The following is a 16151-nucleotide window of genomic DNA, read 5'->3' as shown; positions in this document are numbered from 1 at the left end:
TCGCCCGTGCGTGACTTTGCCGAACTGTTGAGAACCCCGGGGCTGGCGCGGGTCATGGCCAGCCAGCTCGCCGCCAGGCTGCCCGCCGGAATGTTCTCCCTCGGCATGCTGATGCACGTCGAACACGTGCAGGGCAACTACACCTCCGCGGGCACGGTGCTGGCGGCGTTCTCGATCGGCATGGCGGCGGCGGGGCCTGTCATCACCCGGCAGCTCAACCGGTTCGGCACCCTGCCGGTGCTGCTGACCTGCCTGCTGGTGACCACGGCCTCCCTGACCCCGCTGGTGATCTTCCAGCTCCCGCTGTGGGCGATGATGCTGCTGGCCGCGGCGGCCGGGGCAACCATCCCGCCCGTCCTGCCCACCGTCCGCACCCTCTACCCGAAGCTGGTGCCGCAGCATCTCGTCACTCCCCTGTTCAGCCTCGACGCCGCCCTGCAGGAGATCATCTGGGTTTTCGGTCCCGTGGTGATTACCTCGCTGGTGGCGTACCTGGGAACCGTGACCGCCCTCCTGATCGTCATAGGAATCCAGCTGGCCGGGGGAATGCTGTTCATACTCGAACCAGCGGTCCGGGGCCTGCGGATCCCCCGGGCGACGGGGCGTTTCGGGAAGGTGCTGGCGAACCCCTCGGTGCTGCTCATGGTCCTGGTTTCCCTGCTGCTGATCGGTTCCCTGGCGGCCATGGAGGCAGCGGTGGTGGCCTGGTTCGGGGAGGGTTCGCTGCTCGGCGGGATCATCCTGGCCGTCTCGGCCCTCGGTTCCATGATCGGTGGGCTCGCGATCGGGCAGCGACCCATCAGGCCCTGGTCCCTCCCCACCCGGTTTCTGGTCATGACCCTCGGGCTGCTCGCCGCAGTGCTGGTGTCGGGTTTCTGGGGGCTGGCACTGGCCCTGTTCGTCGCGGGACTGGGCACCGCCCCCTCATTGGCGGCGATCTCGTCGGTGATAGCCGGCAGCGTGCCCTTCGCGGACACCGCCGAGGCCTACGGCTGGATCACCACTGGCCAGCTGATCGGCGCCGCGGCGGGTTCCGCCCTGGCGGGCATCGCCATCGACTCCCTCGGTGGGGGCCGGGGCGGGATGCTCGCCAGCCTCACCGTCGGCGCCCTGGCGGTGCTGGTAACCGCCGTTTTCCGCAACACCCAACCGGCTTTGAGGAATACCCGTTCTTGATTCATTCAGGGATTTGAGGCGAGGCCGACCCCAGGCCCGCGCCTCTGCCTCGGGACATCGCTCGCGGGCATCGCCGCTTTCCGGAGTCTTGCTCTGGGCCCGTGTTGCCGACCCATCCGTCGGATCTGGCGACGATCGGTTTGACCGGTCCGGGAATCCACGCACCGGCCGTCTCAAGTGGGTGTGACCTCTCCGGTGGCCAGGTTGATGGCCTCACCGCCGGTGCCGGAAACGGCCTCGTGGACGGCCGCGGCCAGTTTGGGACCGATCCCCGGGACGGCCGCGATCTCCTCCGGAGTGGCTCCTCGCAGCTTCTTCAGCGACCCGAAGTGGGAGATCAACGCCTTTCGGCGCATCTCCCCCAGGCCGGGCACCGCATCCAGGGCCGAGGACAGCATCGACTTGCTGCGCCTGCCCCGGTGGTGGGTGATGGCGAACCGGTGGGCCTCGTCACGGACCCGCTGCAGCAGGTACAGCCCCTCGGATGCGCGGGGCAGGATCACGGGGTATTCCTCACCGGGAAGCCACACCTCCTCCAGGCGTTTGGCCAGCCCGCACAGGGCGATCTCCCCGGCCAGGCCGAGTTCCTCCAGCACCCGCGCGGCCGCTGCCACCTGCGGGGCGCCCCCGTCGACGACGATCAGGGCGGGCGCGTAGGAGAATTTGCGGGGGGCGCCTGTGGTGGGGTCCACCAGCAGCGGCCCGGTTTCGTCCTCGTCACGGCCGCGTTCGTCCAGCAGTCTGCCGAGGCGCCGGCTCAGCACCTCGCCCATGGCCGCGACGTCGTTGGATCCCTCGAAGCTCTTGATGACGAACCGCCGGTAGTCGGATTTACGGGCCAGACCGTCCTCGAAGACCACCATGGAACCGACGACCTCGGTGCCCTGGGTGTGTGAGATGTCGAAACATTCGATGCGCAGGGGCGGTTCCGCCAGGCCCAGGGCATCGGCGATCTCCTCCAGCGCCCGGTTCCGGGTGGTCAGGTCCGAGGCCCGCCTGGCTGCCTGCTGCTGCAGGGAGAGCTCGGCGTTGCGCAGCACGGTCTCCAGGAGGGTGCGTTTGTCGCCGCGAACCGGAACCCGCACCTCCACCCGCGCACCGCGCATCCCCTCCAACAGGGCGACCAGTTCCGGTTCGGCGGGCACGGAACTGAGGATCAGCGGGGGCGGCGGGCTCTCGTCGGTGTAGAGCTGGAGCAGGAAGGGTTCCAGCAGCTCGGCCAGGTCACGGTCGTCGGAACGATCGGCGATCCAGCCCCGCTCCCCCGTGATCCGGCCGCCGCGGATGTGGAAGATCTGCACCGCCACCTGCTGGCCGTCGTCGGCGAAACCCACCACGTCGGCCCTGGTGGTCTCCGGCAGCACCACCGTGTTGCGTTCCCGGGCCTTCGCCAGTCCCGCCAGCTGGTCGCGCAACACCGCGGCCCGTTCGAAGTTCAGGTCGGCGGAGGCCTCGAACATCTCGCGTTCCAGTTCCTGGACGATGCGCTCCGACTCGCCCGCCATGAAACGGCAGAAACCATCCGCGATCTCCCGGTGCTCCTCCGGACCCACCCTCCCCACGCACGGGGCCGAGCATTTCCCGATGTCCCCCAGCAGACAGGGGCGCCCCGACGCCTTGGCGTGTTTGAACACCCCGTCGGTGCAGGACCGCATGGGAAACACCCGCAGCAGCGCGTCCACGGTTTCCCGGATGGCCCAGGCCTGCCCGAAGGGACCGAAGTAGCGGGTGCCGCGTCGTTTCGCGCCGCGGCCGACGAAAACCCGGGGGTAGGTCTCGTTCCAGGTGACGGCCAGCCACGGGTAGGACTTGTCGTCGCGGTACTTGACGTTGAACCGCGGGTCGAACTGCTGGATCCAGGTGTACTCGAGCTGGAGCGCCTCCAGCTCGTTCGCCACCACGGTCCACTCCACCTTGGCGGCGGTCCTGACCATCGTCTGGGTGCGGAAGTGCAGCGACGACGGGTCGGCGAAGTAGGAGTTCAGACGGGAACGCAGGTTTTTCGCCTTGCCGACGTAGATGACGTTCCCGAAAGCGTCGAAGAACCGGTAGACACCGGGATCCGTGGGGATGCTGCCCGGCCTGGGCCGGTAGCTGGCCGGGTCAGCCATCGCCTCAGCGGGTCAGTCGGCGGTGCTTGGAGGCGTGCGGGCGCGCCGCCTCGGCACCGAGTCGTTCGATCTTGTTGGCCTCGTAGTCGGCGAAGTTGCCCTCGAACCAGAACCAGCGCGGTGTGCCGTCCTCGTCCTCACCCTCCCAGGCGAGCATGTGGGTGGCCACCCGGTCCAGGAACCACCGGTCGTGGGAGATCACGACGGCGCAGCCCGGGAACTCCAGGAGCGCGTTCTCGAGGCTGGAGAGGGTCTCCACATCGAGGTCGTTGGTGGGTTCGTCGAGCAGCAGCACGTTGCCGCCCTGTTTGAGGGTCAGCGCCAGGTTGAGGCGGTTGCGTTCACCTCCGGAGAGCACCCCGGCCTTCTTCTGCTGGTCGGGGCCCTTGAACCCGAAGGAGGCCACGTAGGCCCGCGACGGCATCTCGAAGTTCGCGACCTTGATGTGGTCGAGACCGTCGGAGACAACCTGCCACACGTTCTCCTCCGCGTTGATGCCGGCGCGGTTCTGGTCCACGTAGCTGAACGAAACCGTGTCACCGACCTTCACGGTCCCGGAGTCCGCCTCCTCCTGGCCGGTGATGGTCTTGAACAGCGTGGTCTTGCCGACACCGTTGGGGCCGATGATCCCGACGATCCCGGCGCGCGGCAGCGAGAACGACAGGTCCTTGATCAGCACGCGGTCCCCGAAACCCTTGGTGAGGCCGTTGACCTCCAGCACGACCGATCCCAGCCGCGGACCGGGCGGGATGTTGATCTCGGCGGTGTCGATCCTGCGGAACCGCTCGGCCTCGGCCGCGAGTTCCTCGTAGCGCTGCAGACGGGCCTTGTTCTTGGCCTGCCGGGCCTTCGGGGAGGAACGAACCCATTCGAGTTCCTTCTCCAGGATCTTGGCGCGTTTGGCGTCCTTCTTGCCCTCGATCTGGAGGCGCTGCCGTTTGGTCTCCAGATAGGTGGAGTAGTTGCCCTCGTAGGGGTGCAGTTTCCCGCGGTCGACCTCGCAGATCCACTCGGCGACGTTGTCCAGGAAATAGCGGTCGTGGGTGACGGCCAGCACCGCCCCCGGGTAGGCCTTCAGATGTCCCTCGAGCCAGTTCACGGATTCGGCGTCGAGGTGGTTGGTTGGCTCGTCAAGGAGCAGCAGGTCGGGTTGCTGGAGCAGCAGCTTGCACAACGCGACGCGACGCCGCTCACCCCCGGAAAGGACATCGACCACGGTGTCCGGCGGGGGGCACTGGAGGGCATCCATGGCCTGCTCCAGGCGGGCGTCGATGTCCCAGGCGTTGTGGGCGTCGAGTTCGGTTTGGAGGTTGCCCATCTCGGCCATCAGGGAGTCGAAGTCCGCGTCGGGCTCGGCCATTTCCATGCCGATCTCGTCGAAGCGTTTCATCTTCGCCTTGATGCCCGCCACGGCCTCCTCGACGTTCTCCTGGACCGTCCTGCCCTCCGTCAGCGGTGGTTCCTGCAGGAGAATGCCGACGGTGGCGCCCTTGGCAAGGTTCGCCTCCCCGTTGTTCGGCTGTTCCAGTCCCGCCATCACCTTCAGCAGCGTCGACTTGCCCGCACCATTGGGCCCCACGACGCCGATTTTCGCGCCGGGGAAGAAAGCCAGCGTGACGTCGTCGAGGATCAGTTTCTCGCCCGCCGTCTTGCGGACCTTTTGCATCGTGTAGATGAACTCCGCCATCGACATCCCTTCAATCTTGATCGCTGGCCAGTATGCCAGTTACGCCCGAAGTCCCCGTATCAGCCAGCGGGCCTCGGCCAGGCGGTCCAGTTCGGCTGTCAGCGGGGCCACGACGTGCTCCCGCCCCACCTTCCCGACCGCGGCGCGCAACCTTCGCGTGACCCGCCGTATCCCGGAGCGTTCCCCGGCCGCGACGAGCCCCCTCGACAGGAACGAGAAAGACAACCCGCCCCCGGCCCCTCCGATGATGAGCAGCGTCGGAACGTCCACCCCTCCCCCTCCACCGGGGACCGCCGGGGGAAGGAAACCGAGCCAGGTCAGCAGCAGGTTCACCAGCAACCAGCCGAGCCCCAGCATCACGGCGGCCAGCAGGAACCACTGGATCACCCGGACCACGCGCCACCAGCACGGTGTCCGGGAGAGCCCCAGATCCGTCGCCGCGATCGCCTCCGCCAGCAGATCCGGTAGGAGATCGCGATCACGCTGGCATGCCGCTCCCAGGGCCCGCTGCCAGTCCTCCCCCAGGCCATTGCCGACCGCGTCGGAGAACTGGCGCAGCGCGATCCTGAGCTGGGCCATGGTCACCGGTCCACGGTCGGGGAGGAAACCGGTCCCCGCCGGTCCCGGAAGCCCGGTACGGAGCCGTTTCAGCGGGTCGGGACGCAGCCGGTGCACCCATCTGGTCATCGGCCAACCCGTCGCCAGCACACCGCGGTACCGAATGGTTTCCGCCGCCACCTCGATCATCCGGGGAACCCCCGCGACCTCGGCCAGCCCGGCCTCCAGCACCTCGATGTCCTCCTCACCGGGTTTCTCCGGCCCGGCCCGGCAGACCGTCTCGAACTGCCCTGCCAGCTGGTCCAGGTCCACGGACAGCCTGGTCCTGGCGGCGCGTTTCCCAGCGACGACATCGGCCAGGTGTTCCCGCAGCGCATCGAGCCCGACCCCGGTGGCGATGCTGGTGGCGAACAGCGGCACCCCAGCCAGGCCGTCGGAGTCGAGCAGTTGCCCCAGGTGCGCCAGGCAGTCATCCAGGTCGGCGGCGCGTATCCGGTCCACCTGGTTCAGCACCACCGCCATCACCTCGCCGTGCCGGGAAAGCGGCCTCAGGTAGCCGTGGTGCACGGCGGCGTCAGCGTATTTCTGGGGATCCAGCACCCAGATGAACTGGTCGACCACGGGCACTATCCGGTCCACCTCGGCGCGGTGGGAGGAGACCATGGAGTCGTGATCGGGCAGGTCCAGCAGCACCAGCCCCCCGAAACCGTCCTGCCCTGCCGGAACCTCCTGGCGGTGACCGACCCGGAGCCAGTCCAGAAGTTCGACGTTGGTGTTCCCGAAGCTCACGGCGAGGGTTTCGGCCGTGGTGGGGCGGAGCACCCCCGCCTCCGCGACCTCCGAACCCACCAGCGCGTTCGTCAGCGACGACTTGCCGGAGCCAGTCGACCCGGCGAGCGCCACGACGGTCTGCTCCCCCCAGCGGAGCCGCTGGCCGGCTCGTTCCAATGTCTTGACGGCGCGCCCCGTCAGCTCATCCGGCACGCGCCCTCGCGTGACGTTGATCAGTTCGGTCAGGCAGTTCAGCCTGGAGCGCATCAGTAACCCTCCGGTCTGGTCAGCGCTTCGAACGCCTCGGTGCTGGCCAGTTTCAACTCGTCCGCGGCGTGAACCAGGCGATCGGGGAGGCTGGCCTCCACTCCCAGCTGATCCAGGCGGGCGTCGAATCGGGCGAACTGGGACCCGAGCAGCGCCGAGATCCGTTTTTCCAGTTCCGCCCGGGCGCGCGCGGCGAGGCGCCTGACGGCCTCATCCCCGAAGATTCCCTCCAGGAATCGCTGGGCGAGCACGGAGGAACCTCCCGCGATCCCCATCTCCGCGGTGGTCAACCCGCCCGTGGTGGCGAACACCGTGATCACCAGGGCAACCGCGATGGCGTTGGTGCCGAGCGCCAGGAACCGGGCGGTGCGCCGCTTGGAGCGGCCCTCCTGTTCGAGGATGGTGAGGATGTCCCCCTGCCAGGCCTTGACGAGCCGCTCCGCCTCGGCCGTGAAGGAGGGATCCGGTTTGCTGAGCGGATCCCGGTCCCCGGCCACCAGTGCCTGCCCCCACGGGGTCAGCGACCAGTGGTTCGCCGCGCGCTGGCAGGCGGCGGTTCCGTGTTCGACGATCAGCGCGACGAGCCCTTCCGAGATGGCGGCCTCGACCGGCTCGACCCGTTTCCGCCCGGTGAACCATTCGGCGAGGCGGTCGCGGGCGGCGGCGATCCGTTCCTCGATGCCGCGCATCAGGTCCCCCGTGCCGACCATGTCATGCCACCGGCTCAGGACCTCCCCGCGGAGCATGGAACCATCCGCGGTGGCGCGGTTGATCTCCTCCATCGCCAACTTGAACTCCACCTCGGCGGCATCCCGCAGCTGGGCGACGGCGGCGAGCTGGCTGCGGCTCCCGTCGGCCAGGTAACGCAGTTCCGCGTCCAGTCCCCGGACCGTCCCGGCCAGGGTCTGAACCGCGACGGCGTGGCGTTCCTTGCGGCTCATGGCGATCCCACCGAGCCACTGGTTCAGTTCCGAGACCAGCTCCTGCGGCAGGATTCCCTCGTCCTTGTCCTCCTGCTCGGGGACGCTGAACAACCCCTGGATCCGGATTCCACGCGCCGCGAGGAGCTGTCCCAGATGGGAACGCAGGTCCGGGACGGAAACCTGCGGGCAGCGGTTGAGAACCAACGCGACGACCGCGTCGCGGGCCGCTGCTGCCCCGAGGAGCTCCCAGGCGACGGCGTCCGCGTACCGGGTGGCGCTCGTCACGAACAGCCACAGGTCGGCTGCCGCCAGCAGCTGCCGGGAGAGCATCCGGTTGTCGTCGTCGATCGAGTCGATGTCGGGGGCGTCCAGCAACGCCAAACCCGCGTGCAGCGAGTCGGTGGTGACTATGCGCAGGGCCCGCGACCCCTCGGTCTCGTGATCGGTCCGGACGAGTTCGGGCAGCACGGCCCCCGAACGGAACCAGTCCCGGTCCTCCCGGCTGCAGATCAGCGTGGGGGCGGTGGTCGTGGGGCGGCGCACCCCGGTCCGGGTCACGACCTCCCCCAGCAGGGAGTTCACGATCGTGGATTTTCCCGCGCCCGTCGATCCCCCGACCACGGCCAGCAGCGGGGCGTCCAGGCGACGCGCCCTGGGCAGGAGATAGTCCTCCACCTGCCGGTTCACGGCCCGGGCCCTCGTCGCCAAGGCCTCGGCGCCGTCCAGGGGAACGGGAAAACGAATGTTGGGCAGGACCAGGAACAGCCCCGTCAGGGCGTCGGCCAAGGGATTGTTCATGAACTGGATGAGTAGGGGAAGGGCGGATAGGGGGTGGCGCCGTTTTGGGGACGACGTCTGGGAATGATGGTAAGCCCCTTGGTGTCGGTGAGCGCGTCAGGGCGGAGTTCCTCGATCTGGTGCACCAGCTCGTGGGTGCGGTCATCGGAACCGGGACCGACGGTGCCGCGGGTGGTCTGCTCCCGGGTGTGGGCCAGTTCGGTGATCAGACGCATGAATTTCGCTGTCCGCCACCACATCTTCGGACCACGGCAGATCCCGGCCAGGTGCAGTTTGACGCGCCGCAACGCGCTGGAGTAGACGATCACGTCCCGGTCCTCGAGCCAGCCGCCCTGCCTGAGGTCGATGAAACGGTGCCGCAGCACGCGGGTCTCCCCCACCACGCTCGCCACCAGGAAGAGGACCATCACGGCCACGAACCCGAGCGCCATGTACCACTGGTTCTTGAGGTTGTCCACCGAGTTGAGGCTGGAAACGCCGTTGAAGAGCATGTGTCCCCCGGCCGCGAGCAGGAAACCCGCGAGCGGGGCCGTCACCCGCACCCATTTGCTGCGGGCCCCGAGGGCGACGGCGATCCCGAGGGCCGTCATCATCGTGAAGAGCGGGTGCCCGAAGGATGTGTAGACGCCCCGGAGCATGACCAATTTGAGCACCGCCTGCTCCGGGTCCCCCACCTCGATGTGGTTGGTCGCGTAGACGATCACGCGGGCGTAGTAGATGATGTTCTCCACGAAGGCGAACCCGATCGCGGACAGCCCGGCCAGGGAGACGACGTTGATCCGGGAGATGAAACGGTTCCGGTAGAAGACCACCAGCAGGAACAGGACGGTGGCCTTCGTGGCCTCCTCGACGAACGGGGCGATGAAGATCGCGGGTCGCGTGCCCGAGTCGGCATCCGCGCTGGTGGTCTGCATCATCTGCCCCGCCCACGAGTTGATGTAGATGCTCGCCCACGTCGCCGTGCAGGCCCCCCACCCGAACGACAGGAACCAGATGAGTGGTTTCTGGGGGCGGAACCTGTCCAGCCAGATGAACAGGATCGCGTACACCAGGGCCGTCCACATGGCCCAGTAGGCGGCCATCCGCAGGGACTCGTTGTTCAACCCGAGGGCCACCGTCCCGTCGGGATAGGTGCGGTCGGGGTTCAACATCTGGTACTGGTCGACCAGGTTGTAGGCGAAGAACGGAACCAGCACGAGGGTGATCCAGAAAAGCGGGCTTCGCAGCATGCGTTGCCACCACGGGCGTTGGGACGCGGAGGGCAGGCCCGAGAGCCAGCGTTGCCGATCTACAACCTGAGTCATGATGTTCTACAGGGTACTTGGCGCCCCAGGCAGGACTCGAACCTGCGCACTACAGATTAGAAGGCTGTTGCTCTATCCACTGAGCTACTGGGGCCTGGAGGTCCTTCCCGCGAGGAACCACTGCCGTGGTGTTCCGGGCGTTCGGGATCTCCTGACCGCAGATTCTACGCGTCTCGACCGGATCTTGCTGTGCACGGTGCGAGGTCTGGGCAATAGTCTGGGCCGGTGAGCGATGAACTGGTGTGGATTGACTGCGAGATGACCGGGCTGGATCTGGAACGCGACGCGCTGATAGAGGTGGCGGTGCTCGTCACGGACAAGGACCTGAACGTGCTGGGCGAGGGCGTCGACGTGTTGATCAAACCCACCGACGAGCAGCTGGCCGGAATGAGCGATTTCGTCCGCGAGATGCACGCCAAATCGGGACTCCTGGACGCCCTGGCCGACGGAACCACGATGGAGGAGGCCACCCGGACGGTTCTCGACTACGTCCGGGAGTTCGTGCCCACCGCCCGCAAGGCACCCCTGGCGGGCAACACCATCGGGACGGATCGTGCTTTCCTGGCCCGGGACATGCCCGAACTGGAGGCCCACGTCCACTACCGCAACGTGGACGTCTCCTCCCTGAAGGAGCTGGCGCGACGCTGGTTCCCGCGGGTGCTGTACCAGGCCCCCGCCAAGCAGGGGAACCACCGGGCGCTGGCCGACATCCAGGAATCCATCGAGGAGTTGCGCTACTACCGCGAGGCGATGTTCGTCGCCGCCCCCGGCCCCACCACGAACCAGGCCAAGCAGATCGCTGCCCGCCACCGCGGCAGCCTGACGGGGCTGGCCGCTCCGCGGGGCGGTTCCGCTCAGTAGCGGGTCAGCCGCTCCCCGACCTCCAGGACCAGGTCGTCCTCGCCCCGCCGGCCGATCACCTGAACCGCCAGGGGAAGCCCCTCCGAGCTGATGCCGACGGGCACGCTGAGGGCCGGGTGGCCGGCGAGGTTCCAGTACGAGGTGTAGGCGACGGCCTTCGCCGAAACCCGCTGCACCGCGAGGTATCCCATCCGGTGCACGGGCTGGATCGGCGGCGGCAGCATGGGGGTCACGGGGGTGAGCAGCACGTCGATCCTGCGGAAGATCCGCTCCATGGCCCGTTCCACCCGGATCGTGCTGCGCTCCGCCCAGCGCAGCGCCCCCGGCGGCAGCATGCGGGCCATCGCCGCTATCCGCTTCGAACGTTTCTCGATGCGTTCGGGATGTTCCAGCCTGCGCACCTCGTCGAGCACCCCGAGGTGGAACTGCACCATGAACGTGAGTGGGCTCTCCGCCCAGCGGATCGATCCCCGGGTGACCTCGTGGCCTTCCTCCGCCAGTTTGCCGGCCGCCCGCGCGACGGCCCGGGCCAGCTGGGGATCGGGTTTGACGCCCGGCAGGCAGGAGTCGAGGCTCCATCCCACCCGGAGTGCTCCGTCCAATCCCGGGCCGGGGGTCTCGGGTGCCGTGACGGCCATCGCCAACCGGAGGTCCTCGACGCTGCGGGCCAGGGGACCGTAGGTACCGAGCCTGTGCCACAGGTTTGGGTGAGGGGCCGTGCTGACCCGTCCCCGGCTGGGTTTGATACCGAACACGCCGTTCCAGGCGGCGGGGATGCGGATGGAACCGCCGGCGTCGCCGCCGAGGGCCAGCGGAACCATGCCGGAGGCCACCGCCACGGCCGATCCCCCGGACGAACCGCCGGGGCTGCGGGCCGGGTCGCAGGAGTTGTGGGTGGCACCCCACTCCCCTTCCGTGAAGGGCACCTGCCCGAACTCGGGCATGTTGGTCTTGCCGATGATGATCGCCCCCGCGGCCCGCAGCCGGGCCACCACCTCCGAGTCGACGGCCGCGGGAGTCGTGTTTCCGCGACCCCCGAGGGTGGTGACGAGCCCCGCCACCTCGATTTCCTCCTTCACGGCAACCGGCACCCCGAACAGCGGCAGCGTTTCCCGCTCCCGCGCCGGCATGGCGTCGAGTTCCCCGGCGTGTGACAACGCCCCGGGGTTCAGCTGGGAGAACGCGTTCAGTTCCGGGTCGCGTCTCCCGATGCGTTCCAGTACGCGCTCGATGTGGTCCTCGACCGTTGACTCCCCACCACCGAGTCGACGGCCCAGATCAGCGGCTCCGACGTCGAGAAAATCCATGCCATTCATCCTTGCACGTCCGGAAAACAGGCCCCAAAGGGGTGAGTCGTCCTTGGAACAACAACGGTGACCGGTGTGTTGTTGGGAGCGAGACCCGACGAAGGAGGCACGCAATGAGCCACGAACGCCTGCTCGCCGCACGACGCCACATCAACGAACGCAGGTTCCGCGAGGCCATCGTCGAACTGCACGTCGTGCTGGAGAACGAGACGAGACCCAGCCAGACCGAGGAGACCCTCGAACTGCTGGCCCTGGCCAATTTCAAGGCCGCCTACCTGACCGAGGCGGAACGCCTGGCCCGGCAGCTGATCTCCTCGCGACCCACCAACGCCTATGCGCACACGATCCTGGTCCGTTCGCTGGAGCGCCAGTCCAGGCACGAGGAGGCCGCCAGGGCGAGGACCCTGGCGGTTGCCCTCGGAGCCGATCTCTGATCCACGGGCGTTGGCGGGACCCACCGGGGCCCGCCAACGCCCCCGCTCACCCACTCCACCCGGGGAACCCGCCGATTTCTCCCGCACCCTACGGATACGCTATTGTTTATCAGTCGCCCTCGCAGGGCGCATGGTGGGTATAGCTCAGTTGGTAGAGCACCTGGTTGTGGTCCAGGATGTCGCGGGTTCGAATCCCGTTACTCACCCCAACGAGGCCCTGTTGACATACGGGTTCCCACGCGGGGCGGACGTCTCCTGATCGCTCGGCAACTACCTGGTGGCAAGCCACAAGTCGACCTCGCCGCAATGTGTCTGGTCGCTGGCGCGAGGGAGAGTCCCATAGCGTGGCGGCAATTCCCGCGGTGATGCGGCCGGGCTGGTCAGCCAGACCGGAGCATCTGCGTATCCCGGGACAGCCCAAACAGTCGACGCCGAGGTTGGCCCGCGACCGATCACTCCAAGCTCAGAAGTTCGCCCCGGCACAGGCCTCGGCGACGTGCGGGGTGGCTCGTCTTCCCATCTTCGCGGCGACGGTGCCCCACCGGCATCGCGCTCACACGACACTCATGCATTACAGTATGCAATACTGAATACATGACACAGATGGTGGTCCGCATTGATGAGGCGACGGAGCGCGCGCTGGCACACCTGATGGAACTCACCGGTCTCAACAAGTCCGAGGTGGTGCGCAAGACGATTCAGGAAGCCGAGCGCCAAGCCATCATCGAACGGGTGCGACGCCAGGCCGACGCACTGCGCGAAGACCCCAAGGACAGAGCGGAGATGCTTGCCCTGGCCGATGAGATGGACTCCCTACGTGCGTGGTGACATCTATCGACTTCGGGCGAACAAACACGCACATGGCCACGAGCAACGTGGCACCAGGTATGCCGTCGTCGTACAGGCTGACTACCTGAACCTCTCCACGCTTCTCGTCGCCCCGACCTCGACGAGCGCCCGCCCCTCCGATTTCCGGCCAACGATCACCATCGACGGCACCGAGACCCGGGTATTGGTCGAGCAAATGACCGCGGTCAACGCCAGGACCCGGCTGGGCGATTTCGCCGGACGGCTCGACGCCGAGGAACTGACGGAACTCGACCGCGCCTTGGCGCTGGTGTTGGGGTTGTTCTGATCAGTTCCGGCCATGGCTCCCGTTTAACAAAATCATTTGTTTGGCCGGTGGAGGGAATTGGTTCGTGGCGATGCCCCGCGTCAAGTGGTTGGCGGGATTTCAAGTTCGGGAAAGTTGGGGATGATGGAGTCGGCCAGGCCTTGATGGACCTCTGATGGCCGGTTCCAGGCCAAGGCCTCGCGCGGCCGGATCGTGTTTGACTCGATCCGGTGTGCATCGGCCTGTCGGAGCAGGTCGAGGGCATCGTCGATCTGTTCGCGGTGGAGCCGCTCGTACTTCAAGGACCCGAAAGGAGGATCACCGGCGGTGTCGGGACCGGTCAGGCGCTTGACCAGCCGGACACCATCGAGCATGACTTCGGCCTCAGCCAGCGCGAACTCGACCCCGGCGATGATGTTGTGCTGGTTCGCCGTCTGTGCCCCAGTGTCAACGAAGCCGCACGGACGACCGGGCGGAACGGGTGGCTCTGAGGCATTTACTTGCCGCCCGCTGCAGCCTAACCTTGAGGGACGGGGACGCTGACGACCCCACCACAACGCCCAACGAGGGGATCTCGATGTACGTTCACATTCTCGGCACCGGGGGGACGATCTCATCGCGCACGCGGGAAGGGGCTGGCGCCACCGCCACCGACGGCGCCGCGTCGCTGGCCGGGATGCTCACGGCCGAGGTCCGCACGACCGATGTCCTGACCACGGGCAGCTACCTGCTCACCTTCGCCGACCTGCGGATCCTCGTCAAGGCGGTGCAGGAGGCGCTGGCCGACGACGACTGCGTCGGCGTCGTCGTGACTCACGGCACCGACACGATGGAAGAGACCGCGTTCCTCCTTGACCTCGTACACACATCTGACAAGCCAGTCGTCCTGACCGGAGCACAGCGGGCGGCCGACTCGTCACACCCCGACGGCCCCGACAATCTCGCTGATGCGGTCGCGGCCGCCGCCAGCCCTGCGCTGCGCGAGTGCGGAGTGCTGGTGTGCTTCGCGGGGCAGGTGCGATCGGCGCGCGGGGTGCGGAAGACACAGACGTGGGAGCTGACGGCCTTCGACGGCGGCACGCTCGTAGCGGAAATGCGCGACGGCGAGGCCCATGTGTTGGCTCGGCCGCGTCGCTACCCGCCGCTGCCACTGCCAACCGAAGCATTCGACAACGTGCGGGTGGAGATCGTTCCGTGTTTCCTGGGCGCGACACCGCGGGTGCTGGCCCACGTCATCGATGACGGCGCCGACGGCATCGTCCTGGCCGGAACGGGCATCGGAAACGCGGGCGTCGGGTTCGTGGACGAGGTCGCGCGGGCGGTGGCTGCCGGCATCCCGGTGGTACTGGCGTCCCGCGTCGTGTGGGGGCCGGTCAAGCCGATCTATGGCAACGGCGGCGGGGTCGACCTCGTGGGGGCCGGCGCCATCCCGTCGGGGGATCTGAACGCGCCGCAGTCACGAATGCTGATGGCACTGCTGCTTGGAAGGGGGGTGGGAGACAAGTTCGCCGACAACTTCGTCGCCTTCACGTAACGGGCAGGTGATGCGTCCTTGGGTCAGCTACCACGGGTTCGCAATCACCGCAGTCCTGGGTCATTCAGTGCCCACAGCGCCTCACCCATGTCCCGGCGCTTGGGCGGAATCATCTCGCAACACCAATCCTGAAAGGAGCCACCATGGCAGAAAAAAAGATCTTCGTTTCCTTTGGCATAGACATCGACGCGGTAGGCGGCTGGCTGGGCTCCTACGGTGGCCAAGACTCGCCCGGCGACATCTCGCGCGGCATGTTCGCCGGCGAGGTCGGGGTGCCGAGGTTGCTGAAGCTGTTCCAGCGCGAGGAGCTGCCTGCCACGTGGTACTGGCCGGGCCATTCGATCGAGACTTTCCCGGAACAGTTCGACGAGGTCGTTGCGGCCGGGCACGAGATCGGCGTTCACGGGTATTCGCACGAGAACCCGATCGCCATGACACGTCGGCAGGAAACCGAGATCCTGGACTACTGCACGGACCTGATTGAGAAGCGTTCCGGCACCCGCCCCGTCGGATACGTCGCGCCGTGGTGGGAGTTCTCGCCGATCACGAACGAGCTGCTGGTCGAGCGGGGTTTCCTCTACGACCACTCGCTGATGCACAACGACCACACGCCTTACTACGTGCGTGTCGGAGATTCCTGGACCAACATCAACTATGAGGCCGAGTCCGCCCACGAGTGGATGAAACCCCTGGTCAGGGGCGAGGAGACGGATCTGATCGAGCTGCCGGCCTCCTGGTACCTCGACGACCTGCCGCCGATGATGTTCATCAAGTCGAGTTTCACGTCGCACGGGTTCGTGTCCCCCAGGGATATCGAGCAGCTGTGGGCGGATCAGTTCGATTGGGTCGTGCGGGAGATGGACTACGCCGTCTTCCCAATCACCATTCACCCAGACGTCTCCGGCCGCCCGCAGAACCAACTGATGCTCGAACGCCTCATCGCCCACATGCGCGAGGCCGAAGGAGTCGAGTTCGCCTACATGAAGGACGTCGCGCTCGACTTCAAGCAACGCTTCCCCAGGAAGTAAAGACGCTACTGGTCAGCCGAAACTTCCCATGTCAGCCAGTCACCGCCACCAGAAGTCGACTGCCTTGGAAATGTTTACGGTTCGCTTCGTCAGTGCTTGCAGGGACTGGGTGTGGGGGAGGAACGTCTTTGACGCTCTCCCCCACGTCCAGTCATGCGGTCAGCGCCTTACCCTGCTGATGATGATGTTGAACAGACTCTCGGTGATCCGGGTGATCCGTCTCAGGATCTGGATGGACCAGGCTTGAGCGCCTGACGAGACCAGAAGACCACTGGACA

At 67.0% G+C, this 16151-nt stretch carries 14 protein-coding genes and 2 tRNA genes; 9 read left to right on the top strand and 7 right to left on the bottom strand.

Going from position 1 to position 16151, the window contains the following annotated elements; genetic code table 11:
• The first annotated feature begins 6 nt into the window (after positions 1–6).
• The gene (locus ACO6D6_RS00670; protein ID WP_484782435.1) at positions 7–1176 is read left to right on the top strand and encodes an MFS transporter; all 1170 of its coding nucleotides are present in this window, start codon (positions 7–9) and stop codon (positions 1174–1176) included.
• Between the two features lie 173 nt (positions 1177–1349).
• On the opposite strand, the gene uvrC is transcribed toward ACO6D6_RS00670, so the two are convergent.
• From uvrC to ACO6D6_RS00640, 6 genes are all read right to left on the bottom strand, one after another.
• Positions 1350–3287 (bottom strand): excinuclease ABC subunit UvrC, encoded by a 1938-nt coding sequence (gene uvrC / locus ACO6D6_RS00665; protein ID WP_484782434.1) that lies wholly within the window; start codon positions 3285–3287, stop codon positions 1350–1352.
• Positions 3288–3291: 4 nt separating this feature from the next.
• On the bottom strand, positions 3292–4974 hold the full coding sequence (gene ettA, locus ACO6D6_RS00660) for an energy-dependent translational throttle protein EttA (protein ID WP_484782432.1): 1683 nt from the start codon (positions 4972–4974) through the stop codon (positions 3292–3294).
• A 39-nt stretch (positions 4975–5013) separates the two neighbouring features.
• Positions 5014–6570 carry a GTPase gene (locus ACO6D6_RS00655; protein WP_484782430.1) on the bottom strand — a complete coding sequence of 519 codons (1557 nt, stop codon included), beginning with the start codon at positions 6568–6570 and terminating at the stop codon, positions 5014–5016.
• Positions 6570–8291, bottom strand: a complete 1722-nt coding sequence (locus ACO6D6_RS00650) for a dynamin family protein (protein ID WP_484782428.1) — start codon at positions 8289–8291, stop codon at positions 6570–6572. Before ACO6D6_RS00650 ends, ACO6D6_RS00655 begins: the two co-directional genes overlap by 1 nt.
• Positions 8288–9595, bottom strand: a complete 1308-nt coding sequence (locus ACO6D6_RS00645) for a PrsW family intramembrane metalloprotease (RefSeq protein WP_484782426.1) — start codon at positions 9593–9595, stop codon at positions 8288–8290. Before ACO6D6_RS00645 ends, ACO6D6_RS00650 begins: the two co-directional genes overlap by 4 nt.
• Positions 9596–9613: 18 nt before the next feature.
• Positions 9614–9689: transfer RNA gene (locus ACO6D6_RS00640), tRNA-Arg, on the bottom strand.
• Between the two features lie 164 nt (positions 9690–9853).
• On the opposite strand from ACO6D6_RS00640, the gene orn reads away from it, so the two are divergent.
• A complete protein-coding gene (gene orn, locus ACO6D6_RS00635; RefSeq protein ID WP_484782886.1) occupies positions 9854–10456 on the top strand; it encodes an oligoribonuclease in 603 nt (200 codons plus the stop codon).
• Here the strand turns inward: orn and ACO6D6_RS00630 are convergent.
• Complete coding sequence (locus tag ACO6D6_RS00630) at positions 10450–11763, bottom strand: amidase family protein (protein WP_484782425.1); 1314 nt, start codon at positions 11761–11763, stop codon at positions 10450–10452. The two genes, orn and ACO6D6_RS00630, sit on opposite strands and share 7 nt — an antisense overlap.
• 113 nt (positions 11764–11876) lie before the next feature.
• Here ACO6D6_RS00630 and ACO6D6_RS00625 point away from each other — a divergent pair, with 113 nt between their 5' ends.
• The 7 genes from ACO6D6_RS00625 (at position 11877) to ACO6D6_RS00595 (ending at position 15873) form a co-directional block, all read left to right on the top strand.
• Entirely contained in the window at positions 11877–12197 is a 321-nt protein-coding gene (locus tag ACO6D6_RS00625; RefSeq protein ID WP_484782423.1) for a hypothetical protein, read from the top strand.
• A gap of 133 nt (positions 12198–12330) precedes the next feature.
• Positions 12331–12406, top strand: a tRNA-His gene (locus ACO6D6_RS00620).
• 385 nt (positions 12407–12791) lie between these two features.
• Entirely contained in the window at positions 12792–13025 is a 234-nt protein-coding gene (locus ACO6D6_RS00615) for a hypothetical protein (protein ID WP_126377224.1), read from the top strand.
• Positions 13015–13332 carry a type II toxin-antitoxin system PemK/MazF family toxin gene (locus tag ACO6D6_RS00610; protein ID WP_484782422.1) on the top strand — a complete coding sequence of 106 codons (318 nt, stop codon included), beginning with the start codon at positions 13015–13017 and terminating at the stop codon, positions 13330–13332. Before ACO6D6_RS00615 ends, ACO6D6_RS00610 begins: the two co-directional genes overlap by 11 nt.
• Before the next feature lie 209 nt (positions 13333–13541).
• Positions 13542–13802, top strand: coding sequence for a hypothetical protein (locus tag ACO6D6_RS00605; RefSeq protein WP_484782421.1), 261 nt, complete (start codon positions 13542–13544; stop codon positions 13800–13802).
• Positions 13803–13888: 86 nt separating this feature from the next.
• Complete coding sequence (locus ACO6D6_RS00600) at positions 13889–14845, top strand: asparaginase (RefSeq protein WP_484782420.1); 957 nt, start codon at positions 13889–13891, stop codon at positions 14843–14845.
• A gap of 143 nt (positions 14846–14988) precedes the next feature.
• Complete coding sequence (locus ACO6D6_RS00595) at positions 14989–15873, top strand: polysaccharide deacetylase family protein (RefSeq protein WP_014846109.1); 885 nt, start codon at positions 14989–14991, stop codon at positions 15871–15873.
• The last annotated feature ends 278 nt before the right edge of the window (positions 15874–16151 follow it).

It is taken from the genome of Arachnia sp. (assembly GCF_057238465.1).
Note: the sequence above shows the minus strand (reverse complement) of the source record. Positions and strands in the feature narration are given on the sequence as shown.

Bases quoted from the DNA above. Each gene is read 5' to 3' on its own strand.
- ACO6D6_RS00655 (WP_484782430.1), bottom strand. From the start codon at position 6,570: ATGCGCTCCAGGCTGAACTGCCTGACCGAACTGATCAACGTCACGCGA.
- orn (WP_484782886.1), top strand. From the start codon at position 9,854: ATGACCGGGCTGGATCTGGAACGCGACGCGCTGATAGAGGTGGCGGTG.
- ettA (WP_484782432.1), bottom strand. From the start codon at position 4,974: ATGGCGGAGTTCATCTACACGATGCAAAAGGTCCGCAAGACGGCGGGC.
- ACO6D6_RS00650 (WP_484782428.1), bottom strand. From the start codon at position 8,291: ATGAACAATCCCTTGGCCGACGCCCTGACGGGGCTGTTCCTGGTCCTG.
- ACO6D6_RS00645 (WP_484782426.1), bottom strand. From the start codon at position 9,595: ATGACTCAGGTTGTAGATCGGCAACGCTGGCTCTCGGGCCTGCCCTCC.
- ACO6D6_RS00630 (WP_484782425.1), bottom strand. From the start codon at position 11,763: ATGGATTTTCTCGACGTCGGAGCCGCTGATCTGGGCCGTCGACTCGGT.
- ACO6D6_RS00625 (WP_484782423.1), top strand. From the start codon at position 11,877: ATGAGCCACGAACGCCTGCTCGCCGCACGACGCCACATCAACGAACGC.
- ACO6D6_RS00595 (WP_014846109.1), top strand. From the start codon at position 14,989: ATGGCAGAAAAAAAGATCTTCGTTTCCTTTGGCATAGACATCGACGCG.
- ACO6D6_RS00600 (WP_484782420.1), top strand. From the start codon at position 13,889: ATGTACGTTCACATTCTCGGCACCGGGGGGACGATCTCATCGCGCACG.
- uvrC (WP_484782434.1), bottom strand. From the start codon at position 3,287: ATGGCTGACCCGGCCAGCTACCGGCCCAGGCCGGGCAGCATCCCCACG.
- ACO6D6_RS00615 (WP_126377224.1), top strand. From the start codon at position 12,792: ATGACACAGATGGTGGTCCGCATTGATGAGGCGACGGAGCGCGCGCTG.